18 protein-coding genes are annotated in these 21,404 nt (G+C 44.8%); 2 read left to right on the forward strand and 16 right to left on the reverse strand.

Annotated features, from left to right (window positions below; genetic code table 11):
- Window positions 1-34: 34 nt before the first annotated feature.
- The 3 genes from IE103_RS03625 to IE103_RS03635 form a co-directional block, all read right to left on the reverse strand.
- The gene (locus IE103_RS03625) at window positions 35-1,057 is read right to left on the reverse strand and encodes a porin (RefSeq protein WP_189344612.1); all 1,023 of its coding nucleotides are present in this window, start codon (window positions 1,055-1,057) and stop codon (window positions 35-37) included.
- Window positions 1,058-1,422: 365 nt separating this feature from the next.
- On the reverse strand, window positions 1,423-2,640 hold the full coding sequence (locus tag IE103_RS03630) for a multidrug effflux MFS transporter (RefSeq protein ID WP_189344613.1): 1,218 nt from the start codon (window positions 2,638-2,640) through the stop codon (window positions 1,423-1,425).
- A gap of 650 nt (window positions 2,641-3,290) precedes the next feature.
- Window positions 3,291-4,763, reverse strand: coding sequence for an NAD-dependent succinate-semialdehyde dehydrogenase (locus IE103_RS03635; protein ID WP_189344614.1), 1,473 nt, complete (start codon window positions 4,761-4,763; stop codon window positions 3,291-3,293).
- A 571-nt stretch (window positions 4,764-5,334) separates the two neighbouring features.
- Here IE103_RS03635 and IE103_RS03640 point away from each other — a divergent pair.
- The gene (locus IE103_RS03640) at window positions 5,335-7,647 is read left to right on the forward strand and encodes a sigma factor-like helix-turn-helix DNA-binding protein (protein WP_189344615.1); all 2,313 of its coding nucleotides are present in this window, start codon (window positions 5,335-5,337) and stop codon (window positions 7,645-7,647) included.
- 468 nt (window positions 7,648-8,115) lie between these two features.
- On the opposite strand, the gene IE103_RS03645 is transcribed toward IE103_RS03640, so the two are convergent.
- The 12 genes from IE103_RS03645 to IE103_RS03700 form a co-directional block, all read right to left on the reverse strand.
- Window positions 8,116-8,862 carry an SIMPL domain-containing protein gene (locus IE103_RS03645; protein WP_189344616.1) on the reverse strand — a complete coding sequence of 249 codons (747 nt, stop codon included), beginning with the start codon at window positions 8,860-8,862 and terminating at the stop codon, window positions 8,116-8,118.
- A gap of 141 nt (window positions 8,863-9,003) precedes the next feature.
- Window positions 9,004-10,224, reverse strand: coding sequence for a THUMP domain-containing class I SAM-dependent RNA methyltransferase (locus IE103_RS03650; protein WP_189344617.1), 1,221 nt, complete (start codon window positions 10,222-10,224; stop codon window positions 9,004-9,006).
- A gap of 94 nt (window positions 10,225-10,318) precedes the next feature.
- Window positions 10,319-10,921 (reverse strand): 2-hydroxychromene-2-carboxylate isomerase, encoded by a 603-nt coding sequence (locus IE103_RS03655; RefSeq protein ID WP_189344618.1) that lies wholly within the window; start codon window positions 10,919-10,921, stop codon window positions 10,319-10,321.
- Between the two features lie 223 nt (window positions 10,922-11,144).
- Entirely contained in the window at window positions 11,145-11,567 is a 423-nt protein-coding gene (locus IE103_RS03660; protein ID WP_189344619.1) for a CopD family protein, read from the reverse strand.
- Between the two features lie 29 nt (window positions 11,568-11,596).
- Complete coding sequence (locus IE103_RS03665; RefSeq protein WP_189344620.1) at window positions 11,597-12,883, reverse strand: glutamate-5-semialdehyde dehydrogenase; 1,287 nt, start codon at window positions 12,881-12,883, stop codon at window positions 11,597-11,599.
- A 162-nt stretch (window positions 12,884-13,045) separates the two neighbouring features.
- A complete protein-coding gene (holA, locus tag IE103_RS03670) occupies window positions 13,046-14,065 on the reverse strand; it encodes a DNA polymerase III subunit delta (protein WP_189344621.1) in 1,020 nt (339 codons plus the stop codon).
- 23 nt (window positions 14,066-14,088) lie between these two features.
- Window positions 14,089-14,607 (reverse strand): LPS-assembly lipoprotein LptE, encoded by a 519-nt coding sequence (locus IE103_RS03675; protein WP_189344622.1) that lies wholly within the window; start codon window positions 14,605-14,607, stop codon window positions 14,089-14,091.
- Window positions 14,608-14,881: 274 nt separating this feature from the next.
- Complete coding sequence (gene leuS / locus IE103_RS03680; protein WP_189344623.1) at window positions 14,882-17,509, reverse strand: leucine--tRNA ligase; 2,628 nt, start codon at window positions 17,507-17,509, stop codon at window positions 14,882-14,884.
- 119 nt (window positions 17,510-17,628) lie between these two features.
- Window positions 17,629-18,138, reverse strand: coding sequence for an ExbD/TolR family protein (locus IE103_RS03685; protein ID WP_308426964.1), 510 nt, complete (start codon window positions 18,136-18,138; stop codon window positions 17,629-17,631).
- 14 nt (window positions 18,139-18,152) lie between these two features.
- Complete coding sequence (locus IE103_RS03690) at window positions 18,153-18,812, reverse strand: MotA/TolQ/ExbB proton channel family protein (protein WP_189344624.1); 660 nt, start codon at window positions 18,810-18,812, stop codon at window positions 18,153-18,155.
- Between the two features lie 27 nt (window positions 18,813-18,839).
- Window positions 18,840-19,646 carry a 4-hydroxy-tetrahydrodipicolinate reductase gene (dapB, locus tag IE103_RS03695; RefSeq protein ID WP_189344625.1) on the reverse strand — a complete coding sequence of 269 codons (807 nt, stop codon included), beginning with the start codon at window positions 19,644-19,646 and terminating at the stop codon, window positions 18,840-18,842.
- 60 nt (window positions 19,647-19,706) lie between these two features.
- Window positions 19,707-20,234, reverse strand: coding sequence for an outer membrane protein assembly factor BamE (locus tag IE103_RS03700; protein ID WP_189344626.1), 528 nt, complete (start codon window positions 20,232-20,234; stop codon window positions 19,707-19,709).
- Window positions 20,235-20,358: 124 nt separating this feature from the next.
- Here IE103_RS03700 and fur point away from each other — a divergent pair, with 124 nt between their 5' ends.
- Window positions 20,359-20,787: a ferric iron uptake transcriptional regulator gene (gene fur, locus IE103_RS03705; RefSeq protein WP_189344627.1), complete on the forward strand. Its 429-nt coding sequence runs from the start codon at window positions 20,359-20,361 to the stop codon at window positions 20,785-20,787.
- Window positions 20,788-20,921: 134 nt separating this feature from the next.
- On the opposite strand, the gene IE103_RS03710 is transcribed toward fur, so the two are convergent.
- Window positions 20,922-21,335 (reverse strand): response regulator, encoded by a 414-nt coding sequence (locus IE103_RS03710; protein WP_189344628.1) that lies wholly within the window; start codon window positions 21,333-21,335, stop codon window positions 20,922-20,924.
- Between the last annotated feature and the right edge of the window lie 69 nt (window positions 21,336-21,404).

Consider the following 21,404-nt stretch of genomic DNA (forward strand, 5'->3'; position numbering starts at 1 on the left):
TTTTCTGAATTTTCAATCAAACTGATTGAGCAAATTAGAACTTATGGCGAATACCGAAGTTAAACAAAGTTGCTGTCGCGCCATTCACATCCGCTAAAGTCTTCACAGACTTTTCGTTTTCTACACGTGCCATTGATGCATACAAGTTTGTACGCTTAGACAAATCGTAGGTGTAACCCAAAGCGATACGATTTGAATCTGCATTTGTGCTAGTTTTCACTTTGGAATCTGTGTAGCTCAAGATGAAAGTGTTTGCACCTTCTTTGATCGAACCACCGATCATATACAACTGTTCTTTGGTTTCTTTCAAAACTGTCAAACTTGTCGAGCCTTTGATCTCTTCGTACATCGCGTTTAATTTCACGCCGAAGAAATCTTTACCGAGATCATAAGACATACCAGCCAGCAATTTTTCGCCACCAACAGCCAAATTGCCGTTTGTATCTTTTACTTGATCCCAAACGATGTTTGCCATCAAAGGACCATTTGCATACGCAGCTGCAACGCTAGTTACGCGGTTTGCTTTTGCATCGCCCGCTTTTTCACCGAAGCCATATTGACCAGCAACAGAGAAGCCGCCGCCAAAGCTATTGGATGTGTAAGTGATGGAGTTATCACGAACTGCATTGATCTTGAACATCAAATCTGTTTTACCCAACAAACCATCCATAAATGGATCGATCTGTGCGCCATAGATGTATGTCAATGATTTGTGACGACCCAAGTTCACAGAACCGAAGTCTGCGCTAGACAAACCTACCCATGCACCGCGTGCAAAAATTGCAGAGTCATTTGCACCCGTATCTGCTTTCAAGCCCATTTCCAAATTGAAGTTGGCTTTCAAACCACCGCTCAATGTTTCTGTACCTCTGAAGCCCAAACGGGATGTGGAGTTCAAGCCACTATCCAAAGATGTTAATGAACCTGCACCTGCTTTTTTGTATGCAACACCTGCGTCAACGATACCGTAAACCGTGACCGATGTTTGCGCCATTGCGGCACCAGAAAATGCACCTAATGTTGACAATGCGGCTAGTGCAAGAATTGATTTTTTCATAGCTAAAGTTCCAGAAAATTAAAAAATTTGTTTTTTTACAGACTATCGAGACAGCACTGCAAAAAGCGGATTACAAGTCTAATTTAAAGCCTTGAACCAGTTCAGCGATCCAACGACAGGCGCAAGTATAGAGAGTAAAAATGACATGTATGTGACACAACAGTGACGGTTATGTGACATGACAACAGAGAGAAATTTCAGCAGAAATAAAAAAGCCGCTTATAAATTTGCGGCTTCTTTTGTGACGCAATTAATAGGACGTAATTCATAGGCTAGCTGCGCCAGCTATCTACGTCACGCCATGAGATCATCTGAATGATGACGCAGGTTTACTGAATCTTAATATCGATAAGTATCAATAGATATCAATGCGTACCAATCACTTTATGCCTACGCGCATAAACACGGCCCGCATACCACAACGCCAAACCTAGCAAGGCAAAGCCAAGTTGCCCCAAGGCCAGCGATAACACCGAATGATCGAGCGCCGGTGCCATCACACCCGCAACTACCGCACTTAATAAAGTAACCGAGGCCGATTGGCAAGATGCAACGATGCCACGAATATGAGGAAACAATTCAAGCACCATTAAAGTTGCACCAGGAAACACAACAGACATTCCAAACGCATAAAAAAACAAAGGGATCACCGACCAAGGCAGCATCGGCATAGAAAAGAAATGAAACACCACATTCGCTATTGCCGCGCTCAACAAAAACATAAAACCGATACTCACCTGACGTGTGATGGTCAAACGTCCAGCCAAACGATTGGCAGCAAGAGAACCTAAGAAAATTCCACCAACCATGGGCACAAACTGCCAACCAAAACTTTGCGCATCTAATTTCAAGTGCTGTGTAACAAAGGCAGGAGCGGAGGAAATAAACAAAAAGATACCAGCAAAATTACACGCTATCGTTCCTGCCATAAAATGAAAGCCAGGCGATTTAAACACATCGCGATAACTCTCCCACAAGAAATTCACATTAAACGGTTGACGCTTTTCGACGGGTAAAGATTCCGGCAAATATTTATAACAAGCGATCAACAACAAAACCGTGTACACAAACAGCAGTAAAAAAATCGTACGCCAATCGGAATGCGACACCACCCAACCACCGATGATGGGCGCAATCGCTGGTGCAATCGAAAAGATCATTGTCACCAAGGATAACAAACGCTCTGCGGGCGCGCCTTCATACAAATCACGCACAATCGCCCGACCAATCACCATACCCGCACCAGCAGCCACACCTTGCATGATGCGAAACACCCACAAATAATGGACGGTGTGTGCCGAAGCACAACCAAACGAGCCGATTGCAAAAACCACCAAAGCAATCAACACCACGTTACGTCGTCCAAATGAATCTGACAACGCACCATGCCACAAAGTCATGGCGGCAAACGACAACATGTACGCAGTCAAAGTCTGCTGCACCTCTATCGAAGAGGCATGCAAACTCGCTTGTATAGAAGAAAACGCCGGCAAATACGCATCAATAGAAAATGGTCCAAGCATCGACAAGGCAGCAAGTAAAGTTGCCAAGCCCGCGTTACTCAATTTAATTTTGGAATGCATAAACTACTTTCTATTCTTTTCTATTTTGCACAAAACGATTTCTAACGAATTGCGAATAATTGCGAATTAATGACTACTAAAATGCTGACTAAAAAAAACTGACTAAAAATTGCGAATCAATAAGCATTAACAAATCGTGGCGAATAATTACAAATAATTGCCAATCATTGCCAATCTGAGATCAACATTATTCGATCGTTGATAAAGCTCCTTCCCCTTCAAGGGGAAGGCTGGGATGGGGATGGGTTTCAAACGACCAAAACTCGACTCTGAAAATACAGTCCATCCCCACCCTCTTCCTTGAAAGCATAGGTATCTATACAAGTCAGAGTTCTAATAACACTCCCTCTCCCGCAAGCGGGAGAGGGTTGGGGTGAGGGAGGCTAACAAGCGAGAAAACATATCAACTGCATGTGTTCTAAATACAGAACGCGGCATTTAAATATGCATTTCGTCAATCTGACCTACCCTCATCCCCGCCTTCTCCCGCTTGCGGGAGAAGGGGTTTCTAGGCAAATCTGAACTTGTATAGCTACCGATGCCTTGAAAGGGAGGGAACTTAAAACCCATTTCACCTTGCGAAGAAATCACAAAGAATAAAATATGAACACCTCTACGCTTTGTATTGAATCGAAAATCGATTTAAAAAATCAAATTCCCCCCAAACAAACATATTTCATTTCCAAATACTCATCCATCCCGTATTTAGAACCTTCTCGTCCCAATCCAGATTGTTTAACGCCACCAAACGGCGTCACTTCATTCGCGATCAAGCCAGTATTAACACCGACCATACCGTACTCTAATTTTTCAGCCACGCGCCACACGCGGCCAATATCGCGCGCATAGAAATACGCTGCTAAACCAAAATCCGTATCGTTGGCAGCAGCGATCACTTCTTCTTCGCTACTAAAGCGCGTTACCGCTGCCAAAGGGCCAAAGGTCTCTTCACGCATCACTAGCATCTGATGATTGACGTCGGCAATGATGGTTGGTTCAAAAAATAATCCACCTTTTTCATGCGACTTGCCGCCCGCCAAGACGCGAGCACCTTGCGCCACCGCATCAGCAACGTGCGCTTGTACTTTTTCCAAAGCCTGTTGATCAATCAAAGGGCCTTGCTTAACGCCGATTTGCGTGCCCTCGCCTACCACGACTTTCTTACTGGCGAGCGCAAACTTCGTTAAAAATTCTTCGTACAAAGATTCGTGTACATAAAAGCGATTGGTGCAGACACAAGTTTGTCCGGCGTTGCGGAACTTCGATTGCAAAGCACCTTCCACCGCAGCATCGACGTCGGCATCTTCAAACACAATAAACGGCGCATGGCCACCCAACTCCAAAGCCAATTTCTTCAAAGTCGGCGCACATTGCTGCATCAGGATACGACCAACAGGCGTCGAACCCGTAAACGACAAATGCCGCACGACCGAACTACCGCACAGCACACGACCAATCGCAATCGATTGCTCTGCATCGGCGGTCAGCACATTCAACACACCAGCGGGCATCCCAGCACGCAGAGCCAAATCCGCCAAAGCCAACGCGCACAAAGGCGTTTGCTCCGCAGGTTTAATCACGATCGTACAACCCGCCGCCAAAGCTGGCGCCACCTTACGCGTAATCATCGCTAACGGAAAATTCCAAGGCGTAATCGCTGCACAAACTCCAATCGGCTGCTTCAACACCATCGTGCGCTTATCTGCCCAAGTCGATGCCAATACATCGCCTGAAACCCGCTTTGCTTCCTCGGCAAACCATTCAACAAAACTCGCACCATACAAAACCTCACCCTTCGCTTCCGCCAAAGGCTTACCTTGCTCCGCGGTCATGATGGCGGCCAAATCGTCGGCATTCGCCACGATCAAATCAAACCACTTACGCAAGATGTTCGCGCGTTCTTTTCCGGTTAATCCTGACCAAGCATGCAAAGCGTCCTGCGCGGCTTGTATCGCGTCTTGCGCGTGGGCGGTATCGAGATTACTGACCTCGGCAATCAAGTCACCTGTGGCAGGGTTATGAACAGCAAATCGCTCTGGTGTATCTATCCAATTGTTTTGAATAAAAGCGTGATCATGGATTAATGCGCTGTCTTTGAGTTGAGGGCGAGTAGTGATAGTCATGGGAGTCAGTAAAAAAGATAGTGCGGGAGAAATGGCATGCCAGCAGCCAAATGCATGAAGTGGCCGAAATATGCAATGCGCAATAAGCATGCCGCACGGAAAGTAGAAGGATACGCCAAAAGTGCGCTGCCTGCTTGACTGCGCTTGATGCTTTGCCATGCTTTGTTGATGTGATCAGTGATGTTGGCGACCGCTGTGCCGAGCTGATTACTGGGTTCCTGCTGTTAAACCTTTTTTCACGAGGTATAACAAAAGAGAACTAGGCTGGATGCGGGATTCGAGAGATTTCAAACTTCATTGCTAATTTTTTAAGAATATGTTAACTTTGGTTTTTTCATCTTAATACAAGTTCCCTGGAAATAGAGAGCTAGTGTGTAAATTTGGGTAACCAAATATAGTACACAATAACTGTATGTTTATACAGCTCGAAAAAAATGCTATTTAGTGAAGCGATGAACACCAGCGCGAATAACGACAAGTCGTTGATTCGGACAGGCGATCATCGCTTCAGGTATAAAGCATTTGAACGGGCAAAATTTTGGNGATTTCAAATCTCGAATCGGATCTACTTATGAATTTTGGAAACAATGAAATTTTGCAAGAAATATCTCCAACATTTAAGGAAAGAGCCTCCAAAATTCCTATAGATGCTATTGGATTACCAACGCGTGCACGTAATGTTCTGCTGTCTCTTGGAGCAAAAAACAGCTATGAAGCCGTGTTCCTAGCTTTGTCTGAGCTATCGGAATCGACGGGGGTTGGTGTCAAGACAGTCTCTGAGACAAGGTCTGCAGTCTATAAGTTCATACATGAAGTCGAATCAGCTTCAGACGAAAAGATAAAGCTCTATGTTGATCCAAGAGAAGAATTTCTCTCGTCGACAAACGGTAATCTTGTCGAAGCGTTTCCAGCGATTGTTGAGTTGTATCTATCCAAAAAGAAATCCTCGAATAATAAACGGGATACAGATGTTCTCAAAAAGCGTTTTGGTTTAAACGGAAACAAGAGATATACATTAGAGGATTTAGGCGCATTTTATGACGTCACGCGGGAAAGAATAAGGCAAATTGAAGAAAAGTCTATTAAAGAGCTACGACTGGTTTTACAAGATGAATTAAATAAATGCCCCTGGAAATTATCTTCTCAAATATATGCAGCTTACGCATCGTTTCAGGAAAGCCTGAAAGGATATGAATGGTTGATTTTGAAAGAAGATATAGAGCATATATTAGTGGATAAGTATGGAGAGACTCTAGGTGAAGAATATTTAGATTTGCTTATGGAGGTATCTGGGTACACTAAACTTCCTAAAAATATTGTCGGATTCAGAGGGGAGATATCTGAAGCTTGGTGCGTAACTGAGAAATACGAAAAGCGTGAGATCGAATCTGTTTTTCAAGCTCTTGATCATATATATGACAGAGCTGATTCTTTGCCGGTTTTCGATTTAATAGTGAGAGCCAAGCGAAAGAACGGAAAGAAATCGAATATTTCGAATGATTCTATAAAAATTGCCCTATCTGCCACCAAAGATATTGAGCTTCACAATGATAGCATTCTTGTAAAGTTTTCAAGGCTTAGAAGAGCCGCAGACAAGGCTTTCCGCGTACTCGAATCTTCCGGAAAACCCATGCACTTTTCGAAGATTTCTCAGGAAATAAATTTTTTGTCGAAATCGTCCATTTATTCAGATTTAACGAAAGAAACAAACTTGAAGAATCAGTTGGTAGCTGATGAAAGATTTGTTCCTATCGGAAAGAGCGGGGAGTGGGCGCTGGCAGATTGGAAAAATATAACCAATATAACGATAGTGCAAGCCATCGAGAACGTCCTGCACGCAGCGGGAAAGCCGCTTAAGTTCGCCGAGATAAAGCTGGCTATAGAAAAAACAAGGCCAGATGCTTCCTCAAACTCTTTAAAAGTCTATTTAAATGATCAAACGAAATTTTCTAGAGTTGGAAGGGGTGAGTATGCACTCAGTGCATGGAGGCTTCAATCGGTAGAAAAGGCCAAAAAGAGTGAATCCATTTCAGTTTCTGATTTTAATGAGTCCATTAAGGCCGTTATTAGAAATAGAAACCCAATAGATCTTTCCGAGTTGATACGAGCTGTATCTGCATCCACTGGTCTGTCTGAGGTAAGTGTTAGGCAAAGGGTATCTTCTACCAATGCGCTACAAATAACTCAAAAAAACGGTGAAAGAAACAAAATAGTTTATTGCAAAGACTCAGATCAATTGAGTGTAAATATCGAGGAGCGAACCCTTCTTCTAGATCAAGTTCAGCAAGAAATTAGATCCATTTTGTTTGAACAGCCAAATATTCCAATGAAAAAAGGGGATCTTTTCAAAAAGGTTTCGAAGAACGTTGAATGCCTTCGCCCAACGTTTTATCAGTATCTGGACAGGATGAAGGATATTCAAAAATACAAAGACGGAAATAATTTATATGCGGTTTACTTGCACAATGAAGATGTAGAAAAAATTGATATTGATGTAACTAAATACACAGCAAATAGTAAAACCATTTCCTTGCTTGGTAGGCCATTGTCATTGTTAACGATGGAGAACGTTGATATGGCGCTATTCGAGTTAGGGCTGATATTTGAAACAAGCATAAAAGATTATTTAACAAATAAGAAAGCAAGTGGATCATTAAGTGTAAATTCAAAGGACATGGCAAAGTTAGCAAGCATGATTGACTGCGTGGTTAGAGAGGGAGTTGTTACAAAAGGGCATCATTTGAATACGCTAAGAGAAGAAAGAAACAATAGGGCTCATGGAAAGACGCCGAGCGAGCAGGAAAGGAAGGAATTATTTAATAAAGCTCACTATATTGCTGATCTTTTTGTTAAGTACATCTGTTTTTTTCGCGACAATGCATAAAAAATCTAACAATCCGAAGCACTCGGACCTCTCTTGGTTCGGCCGGTGTTCGGGGCGTTGATTTCTCTAGCTCTACCTAGCACTGCCTACAAAGAAACCGTGGTACTTGACTCTGTTGAATTTCATGGATCAAGATATAAATCTGCTGTACTTCGTTTCAGGAACCAGCGGAATGGCAAATTGCAAAATGTCGAGCTATCAAAACGTATGTTCGAATATCAAGCTTTTTCTCCAGGGGACGCATTAGAACTTTATGGTAAGCAAGGTGTTGTGGGTGTCTACATTACTGGTTTTCGCCATAGGGACGACAAGATTAGAAACAATTAACAATCTCGTAATCATTCGAATATCTGTCTATAGACTACAATAAACTTAAATCGCAAAGCACACCAAAACCACCTACATAAATGCGAAAACACGATCTTATACGCGCCTAGCAAGAACTCGAACCCAAAACAGAACACGTCGCTATTTCACCCGCAACTTAGCATCAACACGAATGCTAATCACACTCGTACCTGGTTCAAAATCCGGCTCAACGATTTTGTCGCTTCGAACATTGCTAACGGTGGAGGTAAAAAATCGACCATAAGTACGATCAGGGCTACGATCAATTGCACCACCTTCAAAATCCACAGAGTCGATAATAAAGTCGGATGCTTGACGCCCCATCGCTTGTGCGATCATCGCAATTCTTTCATTCAGATTCTTATAGCCAGCAAGGATGCGTTCAGCTTCAACCCGTTTGCTCAATTCATCAGATACTTCAAATCGCACATTATTCAGTGCCAAGGTTTTCTGCAAATAGGCGACCATGGCTGGCAAGTTTTTTAAATCGCGTGTTTTCAAATCCAAATACTGCCCGACGCGCCATCCATTTGCTTGCTGCTTCACTATCGGCATACCATTTGCATTCTTGCTCGCAACTTCTTCATAAGTTTGTGAAGAATGATAGTTATGCGTACTGAGCTCAATCCCTTTGTATTTCTGTTTAATATACTCGATACTCGTTTTCATTTTTTGATTGACGCGGGTAGCGGCAAGCGTTTTGTCTTTATCCACTTCTTCCGCGTAAAAACTAATCACGGCCTGATCATTCACGACTTTAATATCTGCACGACCCGAAACTAATACTTGGCTTCCAGCATTCATTTGTTGCGCATGTGCAGAAGCGGTTAAGACGCAAAACAAGAATAGTCCTAAAATCTTTTTCACAAGTTTTCCTCTTCAAAGATAAATCAAAGACAGATATAAAGCAGCATCGTCATTCACCGAATTTTCGACGCGCTCTTAGGTACACAAAGCTACGAATAGGTACGAATGCGCTACGCTATTCGCACCTACAAAACATCAAAATTACTCAGCCTCTTTCGGCTTAGCTGCTTCTCTACGATTAAATCCCGCCACCATATCAAAGCGGAATAAACGACATTCCAAGGCACCGTTGAAGAATGGTGTTTTACGTGATTCTTTTAGACGTAGGAGTTTTGGTAAACCCAAATCGGCAGTGAACAAGAACACGCTCCAACCAGCAAAGCGTTGCTTCAATGTGGCGCTGAACGCAGCGAAAAATTCGCGTGCCAAATCGTCGGGTTCAAAACTTTGATCACCGCGTACGCCGATACGTTCGCCGTAAGGTGGATTGGTTAACAAGATACCTGGTTGCTCAGTTGGTGCTTTAATTTCTTGGGCCTCAATCTGCTTGAGCGGTACTTCAAATTTGATACCAGCTTTGTTCAAATTATTGCGCGTCATGCTGACCATGTCGCCAGAAATATCGCTGCCGAAAATTGTTGGTTCTGCTGGCAAAGGATTTGCGCGTATGCTGTTTTTGATGTCTTGCCATTCTTCTTCGTTGAAGGCGGCAAATTTTTCAAAGGCGAATTCGCGACGCATGCCCGGTGGAATGCCTGCGACCATTTGCGCTGCTTCGATCAAGATGGTACCTGAGCCGCACATAGGGTCGAACAAAGGCACACCTGGCTTCCAGCCGGAAGTACGAAGCAAACCTGCTGCTAAGTTTTCACGCAAAGGTGCATCACCTGTTTCTAAACGCCAGCCGCGTTTGAACAGGGCTTCACCTGAAGTATCGAGATAAACGGTGTAGTTGTGTGCATCTAAGAAACCGACGATGCGCATATCGGGTTGTTTGGTATCAACTGATGGGCGTTGCGTGAATTGATCGCGGAAACGGTCACAGATCGCGTCTTTAATTTTAAGTGTGGTGAACTCCAAACTCTTGAGTGGGGACTTCACCGCAGTCACGTCGACGCGTATCGTGTGATGATAGCCAAACCAATCTTCCCACGGCTGTTCCAGCGTCAAATCGTAGATATCGTTTTCGTTGGTGTAACCACCGTGCGCCATTCGCAACAGGACGCGGGAAGCAATACGTGAATGCAAGTTGACGCGATACGCATCATTGAGTTCGCCAGAGAAATGTACGCCACCCGGTACTTGTGTGTGTACGTGTATCGTCTTAGGGGATTTGAGATCGGCGATCTCGTTGAGTTCTTCAGCTAAAGCCGTTTCCAAACCGCGTGGGCATGGGCAAAAATAAGAATAACGTGTTTTCATGGGGGACCTTTTTTCCGTCATGGTTTTAAAAACTCTGAACACGCGGCGTGATCAGAGGGCTTACTAAAAACTAAATGCAAATACTTTTTTCGAACTAAGACGCAAATGCGCGCTCAAGAAAATCTAATCTATCTTGTCCCCAAAAGCCTTCGCCTTTGTACACATACCACGGGGCACCAAAGACATTCGCGGCGATCGCATCATTGGTGTTGCGTTCGTAATCGGCTTGTACTGCTGCGGTTTCTGCTGACTTTACCAATTGTTTGCCATCTAAATCTGCATCACAAGCGAGTCCAATTAGGGTCGCTTCGTCGGCGATATTTTTTTGCTCTGCCCACATGGCACGCATGATCGATGTCGATAAAGCCAATGCGGCTTCGTTACCATGCGCGATTTGTGCGGCGATGATTAATCGCGCTGCGGGATCGGGCGTAACCGGAAAAAACTGTGGTTGCACATGCATGGGGACTTGCAAAAAATCGCTCCAACGCTGCAACTCAATCAGACGATAAGCTTGTCGTTGCGGCGCGCGTTTGGCCAATGGTAAGCCGCCAGACGCGGCAAAAACACGACTTAAGTCACAAGGTTTTAAAGCGATTTTTACTTTGTATTTGCCTGCGATGTCGATAAAGCGTTGATGCCCTAAATAAGACCAAGGTGAATGGGGTGCGAAATAGTAATCACAAACTTTGCTCATGCAAGACACTCCACAAATTGATTATTCAAAACATTCACCTATTGGCGGTGATGGACTTGGCAGCATTCATTGTTGTTTGGCGATACGATTTTGAACTTAGAAATCGTATTACTCTTCATCGCTTAATACACTTTTGTTTCGACTGAACTACCCTCACCCCAGCCCTCTCCCGCTTGCGGGCGAGGGAGTGTTACTCGCATCAAGAGTTGCTTCAAGTAACAGATTAAAACGGCTTCACCACCACCAAAATCACCGCCGCAATCATCATCAATACTGGCACTTCATTGAAAAAGCGGAACCACTTGTGGCTACGTTTGTTTTGACCGCGTTCAAATTTTTTCAAGATACTGCCGCAAGCGTGGTGATAGCCGATCAGCAATACCACAATCGCTAACTTCGCATGCATCCAGCCATTCCCCGGCCCTTTACCGACACCATAGCCTAGCCACAACCAAAATCCTAAAACCAATGCGGGAATCATCAAGATGGTCATAAAGCGGTACAACTTACGTGCCATTAGCAGCAAACGTTCAATGCTGGGTTGATGAGTTTCCATCGCCAAATTGACAAAAATACGCGGCAAATAAAATAAACCGGCAAACCAAGAAGCGATAAACACGATATGAAATGCTTTAACGTAGAGCATGTGTGACCTTATTTCTGACTATATTTCTGTTATTGGCGAACTTCACCATGACCAAAGACCACGTATTTCAAAGAGGTTAATCCTTCCAAGCCAACGGGTCCGCGCGCGTGCAGTTTATCATTAGAAATGCCGATTTCCGCGCCGAGCCCATATTCAAATCCATCTGCGAATCGAGTCGATGCATTTATCATGACCGATGCCGAATCGACTTCGCGCAAAAATGCCATGGCACGACTATAGTCTTCGGTGATGATGCACTCGGTGTGCTTGGACGAATAGCGGTTGATATGTTCGATTGCTTCCTTCATATCAGCCACCACTTTGATTGCCAAAATCGGTGCTAAGTATTCGGTAGACCAATCAGCTTCTTGCACCTCTGCCAAATAAGGATAAGCGTGTAGGATTTGTGCTGCTTGTGCATCACAACGCAATTCTACTTTTTCAGTCAAATAACGCTCGGCTAACAAGGGCAAAACCTGTGGAGCAATTGCTTCAGCCACCAATAGGGTTTCCATCGTATTGCAGGTACCGTAGCGATGGCATTTTGCATTAAATCCTATATCGATGGCTTTTTGCAGATCTGCTTTATCGTCGATATAGACGTGGCAGATGCCGTCCAAATGCTTGATCATCGGCACAGTCGCTTCGCGCATCAAGCGTTCTATCAAACTTTTGCCACCACGCGGCACAATCACATCCACATATTCTGGCATGGTAATCAAAGCACCAACCGCAGCGCGGTCGGTGGTATCAACCACTTGCACCGCTTGTTCCGGCAAACCAGCGGCAGCTAGTCCCTCTTTCACCAATAATGCCAATGCGCGATTACAATGAATAGCTTCGGAGCCACCGCGCAAGATGGTTGCATTACCACTCTTGATACATAAACCCGCTGCATCCACCGTCACATTCGGTCGCGCTTCATAAATAATACCGATCACGCCCAGCGGCACGCGCATTTGTCCAACCTGTATGCCAGATGGGCGATATTTCATATTCGAGATTTCGCCGATGGGATCAGACAAGCGGGCAATTTGTTCTAGGCCTTCTGCCATCGTAGCAATCGCTTTATCGCTCAAGGCAAGGCGATCTAACATCGCGGCATCCATGCCTGCAGTTTTTGCGGCGGCCAGATCGAGTTCATTGGCGGCACGCAAAGAAGCGGCATCACGACGAATTGCTGTAGCTATAGCAAGCAGCGCTTTGTTTTTGGTGGCTGTGTCGGCCTTTGCCATCGCACGTGATGCTAAGCGCGCTTGCTGGCCTAGGGTTTGAATATAGATGGCGACGTCGCCAATATTTTTTTCAACGCTCATGTTTAGAACACATTAAATCAATTTGTTTAAATGACCCGCTATCGCCGAGCTTCACAAAATTGCTTTTTGGGATGCAGCGCTAGGCGCTCAGCGCAGCAATATGTCGATATTGCGAGCATGAGCAACAATGCGATGCGCCCAAATAAGCGATTTGGCGAAGCGTTAATTTGCTTTTGCTACGCGCAAACCCAGATGCAATAAAGCATCCCAAGCATCACCAGCAAATTTTGGCGCACGTAAGCCCTTCACCATTTTGTCGATTTGCGCAGCGTCTTGTAATGCTGCTTGCAGGGTCGCCAAACTCACACGACGTAATGCGGGTTCCATGAGTTTTTCTCTTGGCCCCCAGATACGGTACTCTTTTAAGAGTGCCCCCAATGGGCGTCCTTGTGCGACGCCGGATTTTAATTTGAGTAAGGTGCGTAGCTCTTCTGCCATCGCCCATAAGACCAAAGGTAGCGCTTCGCCCTCGCCTTTGAGTCCATCTAACATTCTGACCAAGCGTGCCACATCACCAACCAGCATCGCTTCGTTAAGTTTAAACACATCATAACGAGCGACGTTTAAGACCGCATCGTGAATCACGTCAAAACTCAATTTACCTTGTGGATGTAGCAAACCGAGTTTTTGAATTTCTTGATGCGCTGCGAGTAAGTTTCCTTCCACCCTATCCGCAATAAACTCCAAGCTTTGACGATCTGCGCTTTGGCCTTGTGCCGCCAATCGTTGTCCTATCCAATTCGGCAAGGCAACGCGTTCAATTAAAGGGATGTCGATATACACAGCAACCTGCTGCAACATCGTCACCCAAGCTGCTTTTTGCGTTGCCCAATCAAGTTTGGGCAAGGTAATTAAAGTGATGTTATCGGGCGAGAGATCACGTACATATTCTTGTAAAGCTGCGCCGCCGTCTTTACCAGGTTTGCCTGTAGGAATACGCAAATCAATCAGCTTTTTGTCGCCAAATAAGGATTGTGATTGGTTCGCAGCGAGCAGTTCGCCCCACTTAAAATAGCGTTCTACCGTGAGAATTTCGCGCTCTAAAAAACCTTGTGCTTTCGAGACTTTACGAATTTTGTCAGCGGTTTCTTGGACTAGCAAATGCTCATCGCTGGAGATAACATACATCGCCGCCAAACCTTTGGCGAGATGGGCATCAATAGCGTCGTAGCGTAATTGCATATTCTGTTTTGACTTTAGTTTGCTTAGTCTGCTTTGGCAGAAGCATCCATCTTCACAACGGCGAGACGACGCATAATCTGCTGGACCAATTCTGATTGCATATCGCGATACAACAAAGCTTCTTCCGCTTCTTTCGCGAGGACTTCATTTTCTTTAAAACTGAGATTGCGCTTCAAGCTAATCGTGGTTGGTTCTAATACTTCACGTCCGGCTTTATCGCGCAAACGAAATTTTAAGTTATAGATCAAATTAAATTCACGCACACGACCTTGGCTGTTCAGTGACAAGATCGTCTTATCACGCGACTCACCTAACACATCCAAAATCACATCCGCAACCGTCGCTTGAGAAGTGACTTCCGTTTTGCCGTTCGCACGTAGATTGCGTTTGAGTTCACCACCTAAGGCGGAACTGTCTGGCAAGCCGACGTAAATGCTTTGGAATGGAAACGCGACTGCGCCGCGCAGCGCGAAGCCGCACGCGCTAAGACCCATGATCAGAACAAAATAACTAACAATTTTTAGAAAACGCTTTATGCTCATGAGGCTTTCACTCTACTTAACAACTGGGATTTCAAACTCCCTTCTCCCGCAAGCGGGAGAAGGGTCGGGGATGAGGGTGGTTCAGCCTAGAATAAAATTATTGAAAACAAAAGACAGGGGCTTTTCACCTTCCTATGTTTTTCGACGACTATTTCAATTCTGAACCACCCTCACCCTAACCCTCTCCCGCTTACGGGAGAGGGGACTAAACATACGATATCTCTACGTACTCAGCATATCTGCGGCAATGCCGATTAAAGTTATAGCATCAAACTCAAACAACAATATTCACCAACTTACCCGGTACAACAATAATCTTCTTCGGTGCACCTTCGATAAAGCGCGCCGCGCTTTCATTCGCTACTGCTGCCGCTTCTATCGTCGCTTTGTCAGCATCTTTCGCTACCTTGATACTGCCGCGCAATTTGCCATTCACTTGCACCATCAATTCGATTTCATCTTGCACCAAAGCCGCTGCATCGACTTGTGGCCAAGGAGCGTCGATGATGTCACCGAGGTCGTTTGCGTAGCCAAGCTCATTCCATAAGGCATGTGTGATATGCGGACAAACTGGATATAAGCCGCGTAACAAAATACCAAAGGCTTCACGCATCGCGGCGGCGGAACCCTCTGCTTCTGACTTGAACGATTCAATTGTATTCAACAATTTCATCGCGCCAGAAACCACCGTGTTGTACTGCAAACGATCGTAATCGCCATCGATTTGTTTCAAGGTGCTATGCACTTCAAAACGTAACGCTTTAACGTCTGCTGCGTAGTTTGCTGCAGGGGTTGCGCCAGCGGCTATCGTCGCAGAGAATTTCAAGGCCGTCGCCCATAAGCGACGCAGATAGCGTGATGCGCCTTCCACACCACTGCTACTCCATGCGGCACTTTGATCTGGTGGGCCTGCGAACATGGTGAACAAACGCGCCGTATCTGCACCGAATTGACTGATGATATCTTTTGGCTCGACTACATTATTTTTGGACTTGGACATTTTCTCAATGCCGCCCATTTGCACAGGCTGTCCATCACTCTTCAAACTGGCGGAAATTGGACGACCTTTGTCATCATGCTGCACTTCCACTTCGTTCGGGTAGAACCATACTTTTTTACCGCTTGCATCTTCACGGTAGTAAGACTCATTCAACAACATACCTTGCGTGAACAAGTTCTTGAATGGCTCATCAATTTTCACCAAGCCCATATCACGCATGGCTTTAGTCCAGAAGCGCGCATACAACAAATGCAAGACCGCGTGTTCGACACCGCCGATGTACTGATCCATCGCCATCCAGTAATCGTTACGTTCATCGACCATCGTCGTCGCATCAGGGCAGGTATAACGCATGAAGTACCAACTGGAATCAACGAAGGTATCCATAGTGTCAGTTTCGCGATGCGCTGGGTTGCCACATTTTGGGCACGGCACGTTCAAGAAACCAGCATGCGTTTTCAATGGGTTACCAGAGCCATCTGGAATACATTCAGTCGGCAATACCACTGGCAAATCTTCGTAAGGCACAGGCACATCACCACAGTCATCGCAATGGATGATAGGAATTGGTGTGCCCCAATAACGCTGACGAGAAATGCCCCAATCACGCAAACGCCATGTGGTTTTCTTTTCGCCTACACCTTTAGCGACCAAATCAGCTGCAACGGCGTCGACGGCTGCTTTGTAGTTCAAACCATCGTATTTACCAGAATTGACCGTCACGCATTTTTGTTTATCGCCATACCATTCTGCCCAAGCATCGGTGGTAAAGCTCTCGCCCTCAACGGCGACGACTTGTTTGATCGTGATACCGTATTTTTTCGCAAACGCGAAATCACGTTCATCATGCGCAGGAACGCCCATCACAGCGCCATCACCATAACTCATCAAGACGTAGTTGCCGACCCAAACTTCAACTTGTTCACCAGTCAATGGATGCGTGACAAATAAACCTGTAGGCAAACCTTCTTTTTCTTTGGTCGCCATTTCTGCTTCTGTGGTACCACCCGCTTTGCATTCTTCAATGAATGCGGCCAATTTTGCATTGTTCTTTGCCGCGACAGTGGCAATGGGATGCTCTGCAGCGACGGCACAGAAAGTCACACCCATGATGGTGTCAGGACGTGTGGTGAAGACGTACATCTTACCGTCTTGTACCAATGCGCCAGTTTCATCTTTGATCTCGTGGCTGAACGCAAAACGCACACCTTCGCTCTTACCTATCCAATTGCGCTGCATGGTACGAACTTGATCTGGCCAACCTTCGAGTTGATCAATGCTAGACAAGAGTTCTTCCGCATATTGCGTGATACCAAAGTAGTAACCTGGAATCTCACGTTTCTCAACAATCGCACCAGAGCGCCAACCGCGACCATCAATCACCTGCTCATTCGCCAATACGGTTTGGTCGATCGGGTCCCAGTTCACTACTTGTGTCTTTTTGTAGGCAATGCCTTTTTCCAGCATCTTCAAAAACAACCATTGGTTCCAACGGTAGTAATCTGGATCGCAAGTTGCCACTTCACGTGACCAATCAAATGCCAAGCCCAAAGGCTGCATTTGCGATTTCATATCTTCGATATTGGCGTAAGTCCATTCTGCTGGGGACTTTTTGTAGGCAATCGCCGCATTTTCCGCTGGCAAACCAAACGCATCCCAGCCCATAGGCATCAAGACGTTATAACCCTTCATGCGTAATTGGCGCGCCAGCATGTCGTTGATCGTGTAGTTACGCACGTGACCCATGTGTAGTTTGCCAGATGGATATGGCAGCATCGAGCAAGCGTAGTACTTCCCTTTGGGGAAACGTGGATCGTTTTCTACCGTTTTAAACGCGTTAGTTTGTGTCCAATGCTGTTGGGCGGCTAATTCGACTTCTGCTGGGCTATATTTTTCTTGCATGACAATTCGATTGAAGAAATAAGTGAAATTGGTAAAAGATGAAGGCTACATTAACCTTAGATTATAAGGCTAAAGCGCGATGATATGAGGGAATACGCTGAGAAAAAGCCAGCTTTAACTTACTTTTTCAGGTTAGTGATGGGTGATTGCGAAGATAATTGCGAAGTTGCTTGCAAAGCTGATTTGGCGGAACTCGCAGCGGTCTTTGCTTCTGTCGCAAAGCCAATTTTATGCAAGCCATGCGCTTGCGCAGCAGACATAACTTGGGCAATTGACTCATATCGGGTTGACTTATCTGCACGCAATAAAATTTCTGGTTGCGGTTTTTGTTTTGCACTCAACTCAAAGCGCGAACCGATTTGTTCCAATGTGACTAACTCTGCATCCCAAAATAATTTACCCTCAGGATCAAAAGACAAAGTGATGGTTTTCAAATCTTGCGGTAAGGCTGACGATTCTGCTTGTGGTAACTCTAAGCGTATTGCATGATTGAGCAAAGGCGCAGCAATAATAAAAATCACTAACAATACCAACATCACATCGACCATCGGTGTGACATTAATATCGGCCATCGCCACCATCGGTTTACCAGAACGGCCACCAACACTTTTGAATTGACCAAATCCCATCAGTCAGACCTCAATCAATTCGCTTTGGTTAAATACGCGTGCAAATCGAAGGCGAAGCCATCTAATTCAGCGAAAGTAATTCGATTAACACGATTGAATGCGTTATAAGCAAGCACAGCTGGAATCGCCACGATCAAACCTAAGCCTGTCATGACTAGTGCTTCACCAACCGGGCCAGCGACAAGATCAATTTGAATCGCAGATGAGCCCGATACTGCAGTCAACGCGTGATAAATGCCCCACACAGTTCCCAGCAAACCAATGAAAGGTGCGGTAGCGCCAATTGAAGCTAGCAAAGTCAGTCCTGACTCTAAACGCACGGTGACGCGATTGAGCTCTTCTCGCAACACTCGCGTCACTAGATCACCAACATCCGTTTTTGCCATCAATGATTTAGCTCGGCTTGCTGGATTAACTGCTTGCAAACCTTGTTTTGCCAGCGGCGTATAAATGTCTTCTACATCGAGCGCATCTAGCAAGGTAACAGCATCCTCAATACTTGGTGCACTCCAAAACACTTGTAAAGCATGGGTACCACGTCGTATGCGCCAAAAAGACCAGGCTTTCGAAAAAATAGTAAACCAACTAATCAAGGACATCAAAATGAGAAAGACTGCAACGGCTCGACCTAACTCATCAAGTTGCATCCAATATTGGCTTAGTGTGATCGGCATAAACGAATCTCAACTTCCGTATTAAATTCAGTTCAAACCAAGCACATCGTACATATCGAACAAACCGGTTTGCTTATCCGCGAGGAAGCGTGCTGCACGTAAGCTACCGTGCGCGTAGGTCACACGACTAGACGACTTATGCGTAATCTCGACACGCTCACCAATTCCCGCGAACAATACAGTGTGATCGCCAACAATATCGCCACCACGTACCGTCGCAAATCCTATCGATGATGGATCACGCTCACCTGTTACACCTTCACGCGAAAATACGCCAACTTCTTTCAAATCACGTCCCAAAGTATCTGCAATAACTTCACCCATTTTTAGTGCAGTACCGGACGGGGCATCAATTTTGTGGCGATGATGTGCTTCAATAATTTCGATATCGTAGCCATGCGAAAAACTCTTGGCGGCCATTTCTAATAACTTCATCGTCACGTTAACACCAACGCTCATATTGGGTGAAAACATAATAGCGGTCTTCTTTGCCGCTTCAGCGATTGCAGCTTTGCCAGCATCATCAAATCCCGTGGTACCGATGATCATTTTAATACCGTGCTCGGCACAATATTTCAAATGCTCTAAAGTACCTTCAGGACGCGTAAAGTCAATCAAAAACTCAGCATCCGCCAAGCCTTTTGCTAAATCAGATTCGATTTGAATAGCGGTCGTTTTACCTAGCGACAATCCAGCATCTATACCCAAAAATGCAGATTGCGGAGTATCCAACGCACCAACAAGTTGCGCATCATCCGCAGCGACGATCGTTTCGATCAACATTTTACCCATGCGGCCAGATGCACCTGCCACAGCGATTTTCATACTAGACATAATTTTACTCAGTGAATTTTTAGCTTGTTTATTAGCTTATTTTTTAGCTGATTTATTGGCTTATTTTTTCTTAGGTGCTTCTTCTGTAGGCATCGATTCATTACGTGATGTAATTGCCGAACTCGTAATGTGCGCGAGATATTCTTTTTCAGTTGGCAAATTACCACCTTCAAAACGCGCTACCGTATTGTCTTTGAAGAAAATCGCCAAACGACTAGAGATCACTTCACCATTCGGTTTCAACATACGGAATGGATAATCCCAACGATCTTCGTGAAACATATCGGTCAATAAAGCAGTGCCCAATAAGAAACGGACTTGCTCACGTGTCATGCCTTCTTTCAATTGAGACACCATTTCTTGCGACACGAAATTACCTTGTTGAATCGAAATTCGATACGGCGAAATAAAACCAAACAACTTTTCAACACCAGTTGGCTTAACGATTTGTGTTCCTTTGACAGCATTTGCATCTGCTTCTGCAATTTCTGCTTTCTTTGTCGCACAACCAGACAGCACGACACACAAGGACGCCATGCCAACTAAAGCAAATCGATGAGAGATCTTTGTAAAACGGGTGAATTGCATAAACTACCTCAATTTTTCAAGCAAGAATGTCGAACTGGGAAACTTCATATAAGATAGCAGAAATTTCTTACGCAGCTCCAAAACCCGATATCATAAAGCACTTAGCCTTCTTTTGAATGAAAACATGACAAATAACACGCCTGACCTAAAAGCGAGCGGTTTAAAAGCGACTCTGCCACGTTTAAAAATCTTGGAAATCTTTCAAAGTAGCACAGTACGCCACTTAACTGCGGAAGATGTGTATAAGATCTTATTAACAGAAAACATGGATGTCGGTTTGGCGACTGTCTATCGCGTGCTAACGCAATTTGAACAAGCAGGTTTATTGCATCGCAATCACTTTGAATCGGGCAAAGCAATTTTTGAACTGAATGAAGGTTCGCATCACGACCACCTCGTTTGTTTAGATTGTGGTCGCGTCGAAGAATTTTTTGATGATCAAATTGAAAAACGTCAACATGCCATTGCTGAAGAGCGCGGTTTTGCCATTGCTGAGCACTCATTAGCTTTGTATGGAAATTGCACCAAGAAAGATTGCGCTAACAAGAAATAACTTGTACGCATCCAGAAAAGACAAAAGCGGGAAAAATCCCGCTTTTGTCTTTTCTACCGATGAAATTGATTTTTGCTATTTACTCGACAAAATCTTCAATCTTTAGAGAAGCTTTTCATCTACCTCAACCGCACTCAAGTCTGGGCTGGTTTTTGCTTACGATTAGCACGCACTTTACCAACCACATTTCCCACTGTATCGAGCACCTTTTTTGCATTAAATGGTTTAATAATATAGCCACTAATGCCACTTTTAACTACTTCAGATACAACTTCTTGGTCTGTACTTGCCGTCACCATTAAAACAAACACGTCTTGCATCACCATTCTGATGCTCTTTAATGCTTCGATACCACTCACTTTGGGCATCACCACATCTAGCAAAATAATGTCGGGCTTCAATCTAGTTGCCATTTCCAACGCAGCATCTCCATCCAAAGCCTCGCCGATGACGTTATATCCATCGTGACGCAAAATCACACGCAAAGTTTCTCGTGTCATGTCATTATCATCAACGATCAGCACAGATATGTCTTTATTGTCAGCCATTTTTTATACAAGATTTATGTTTAATCCAAGTGTGTCGAAGCTATCGACTCACTAACTCATCGTCGCCAA

This window comes from Affinundibacterium macrobrachii, from assembly GCF_014652415.1.
GTDB lineage: Bacteria > Pseudomonadota > Gammaproteobacteria > Burkholderiales > Burkholderiaceae_D > Undibacterium > Undibacterium macrobrachii.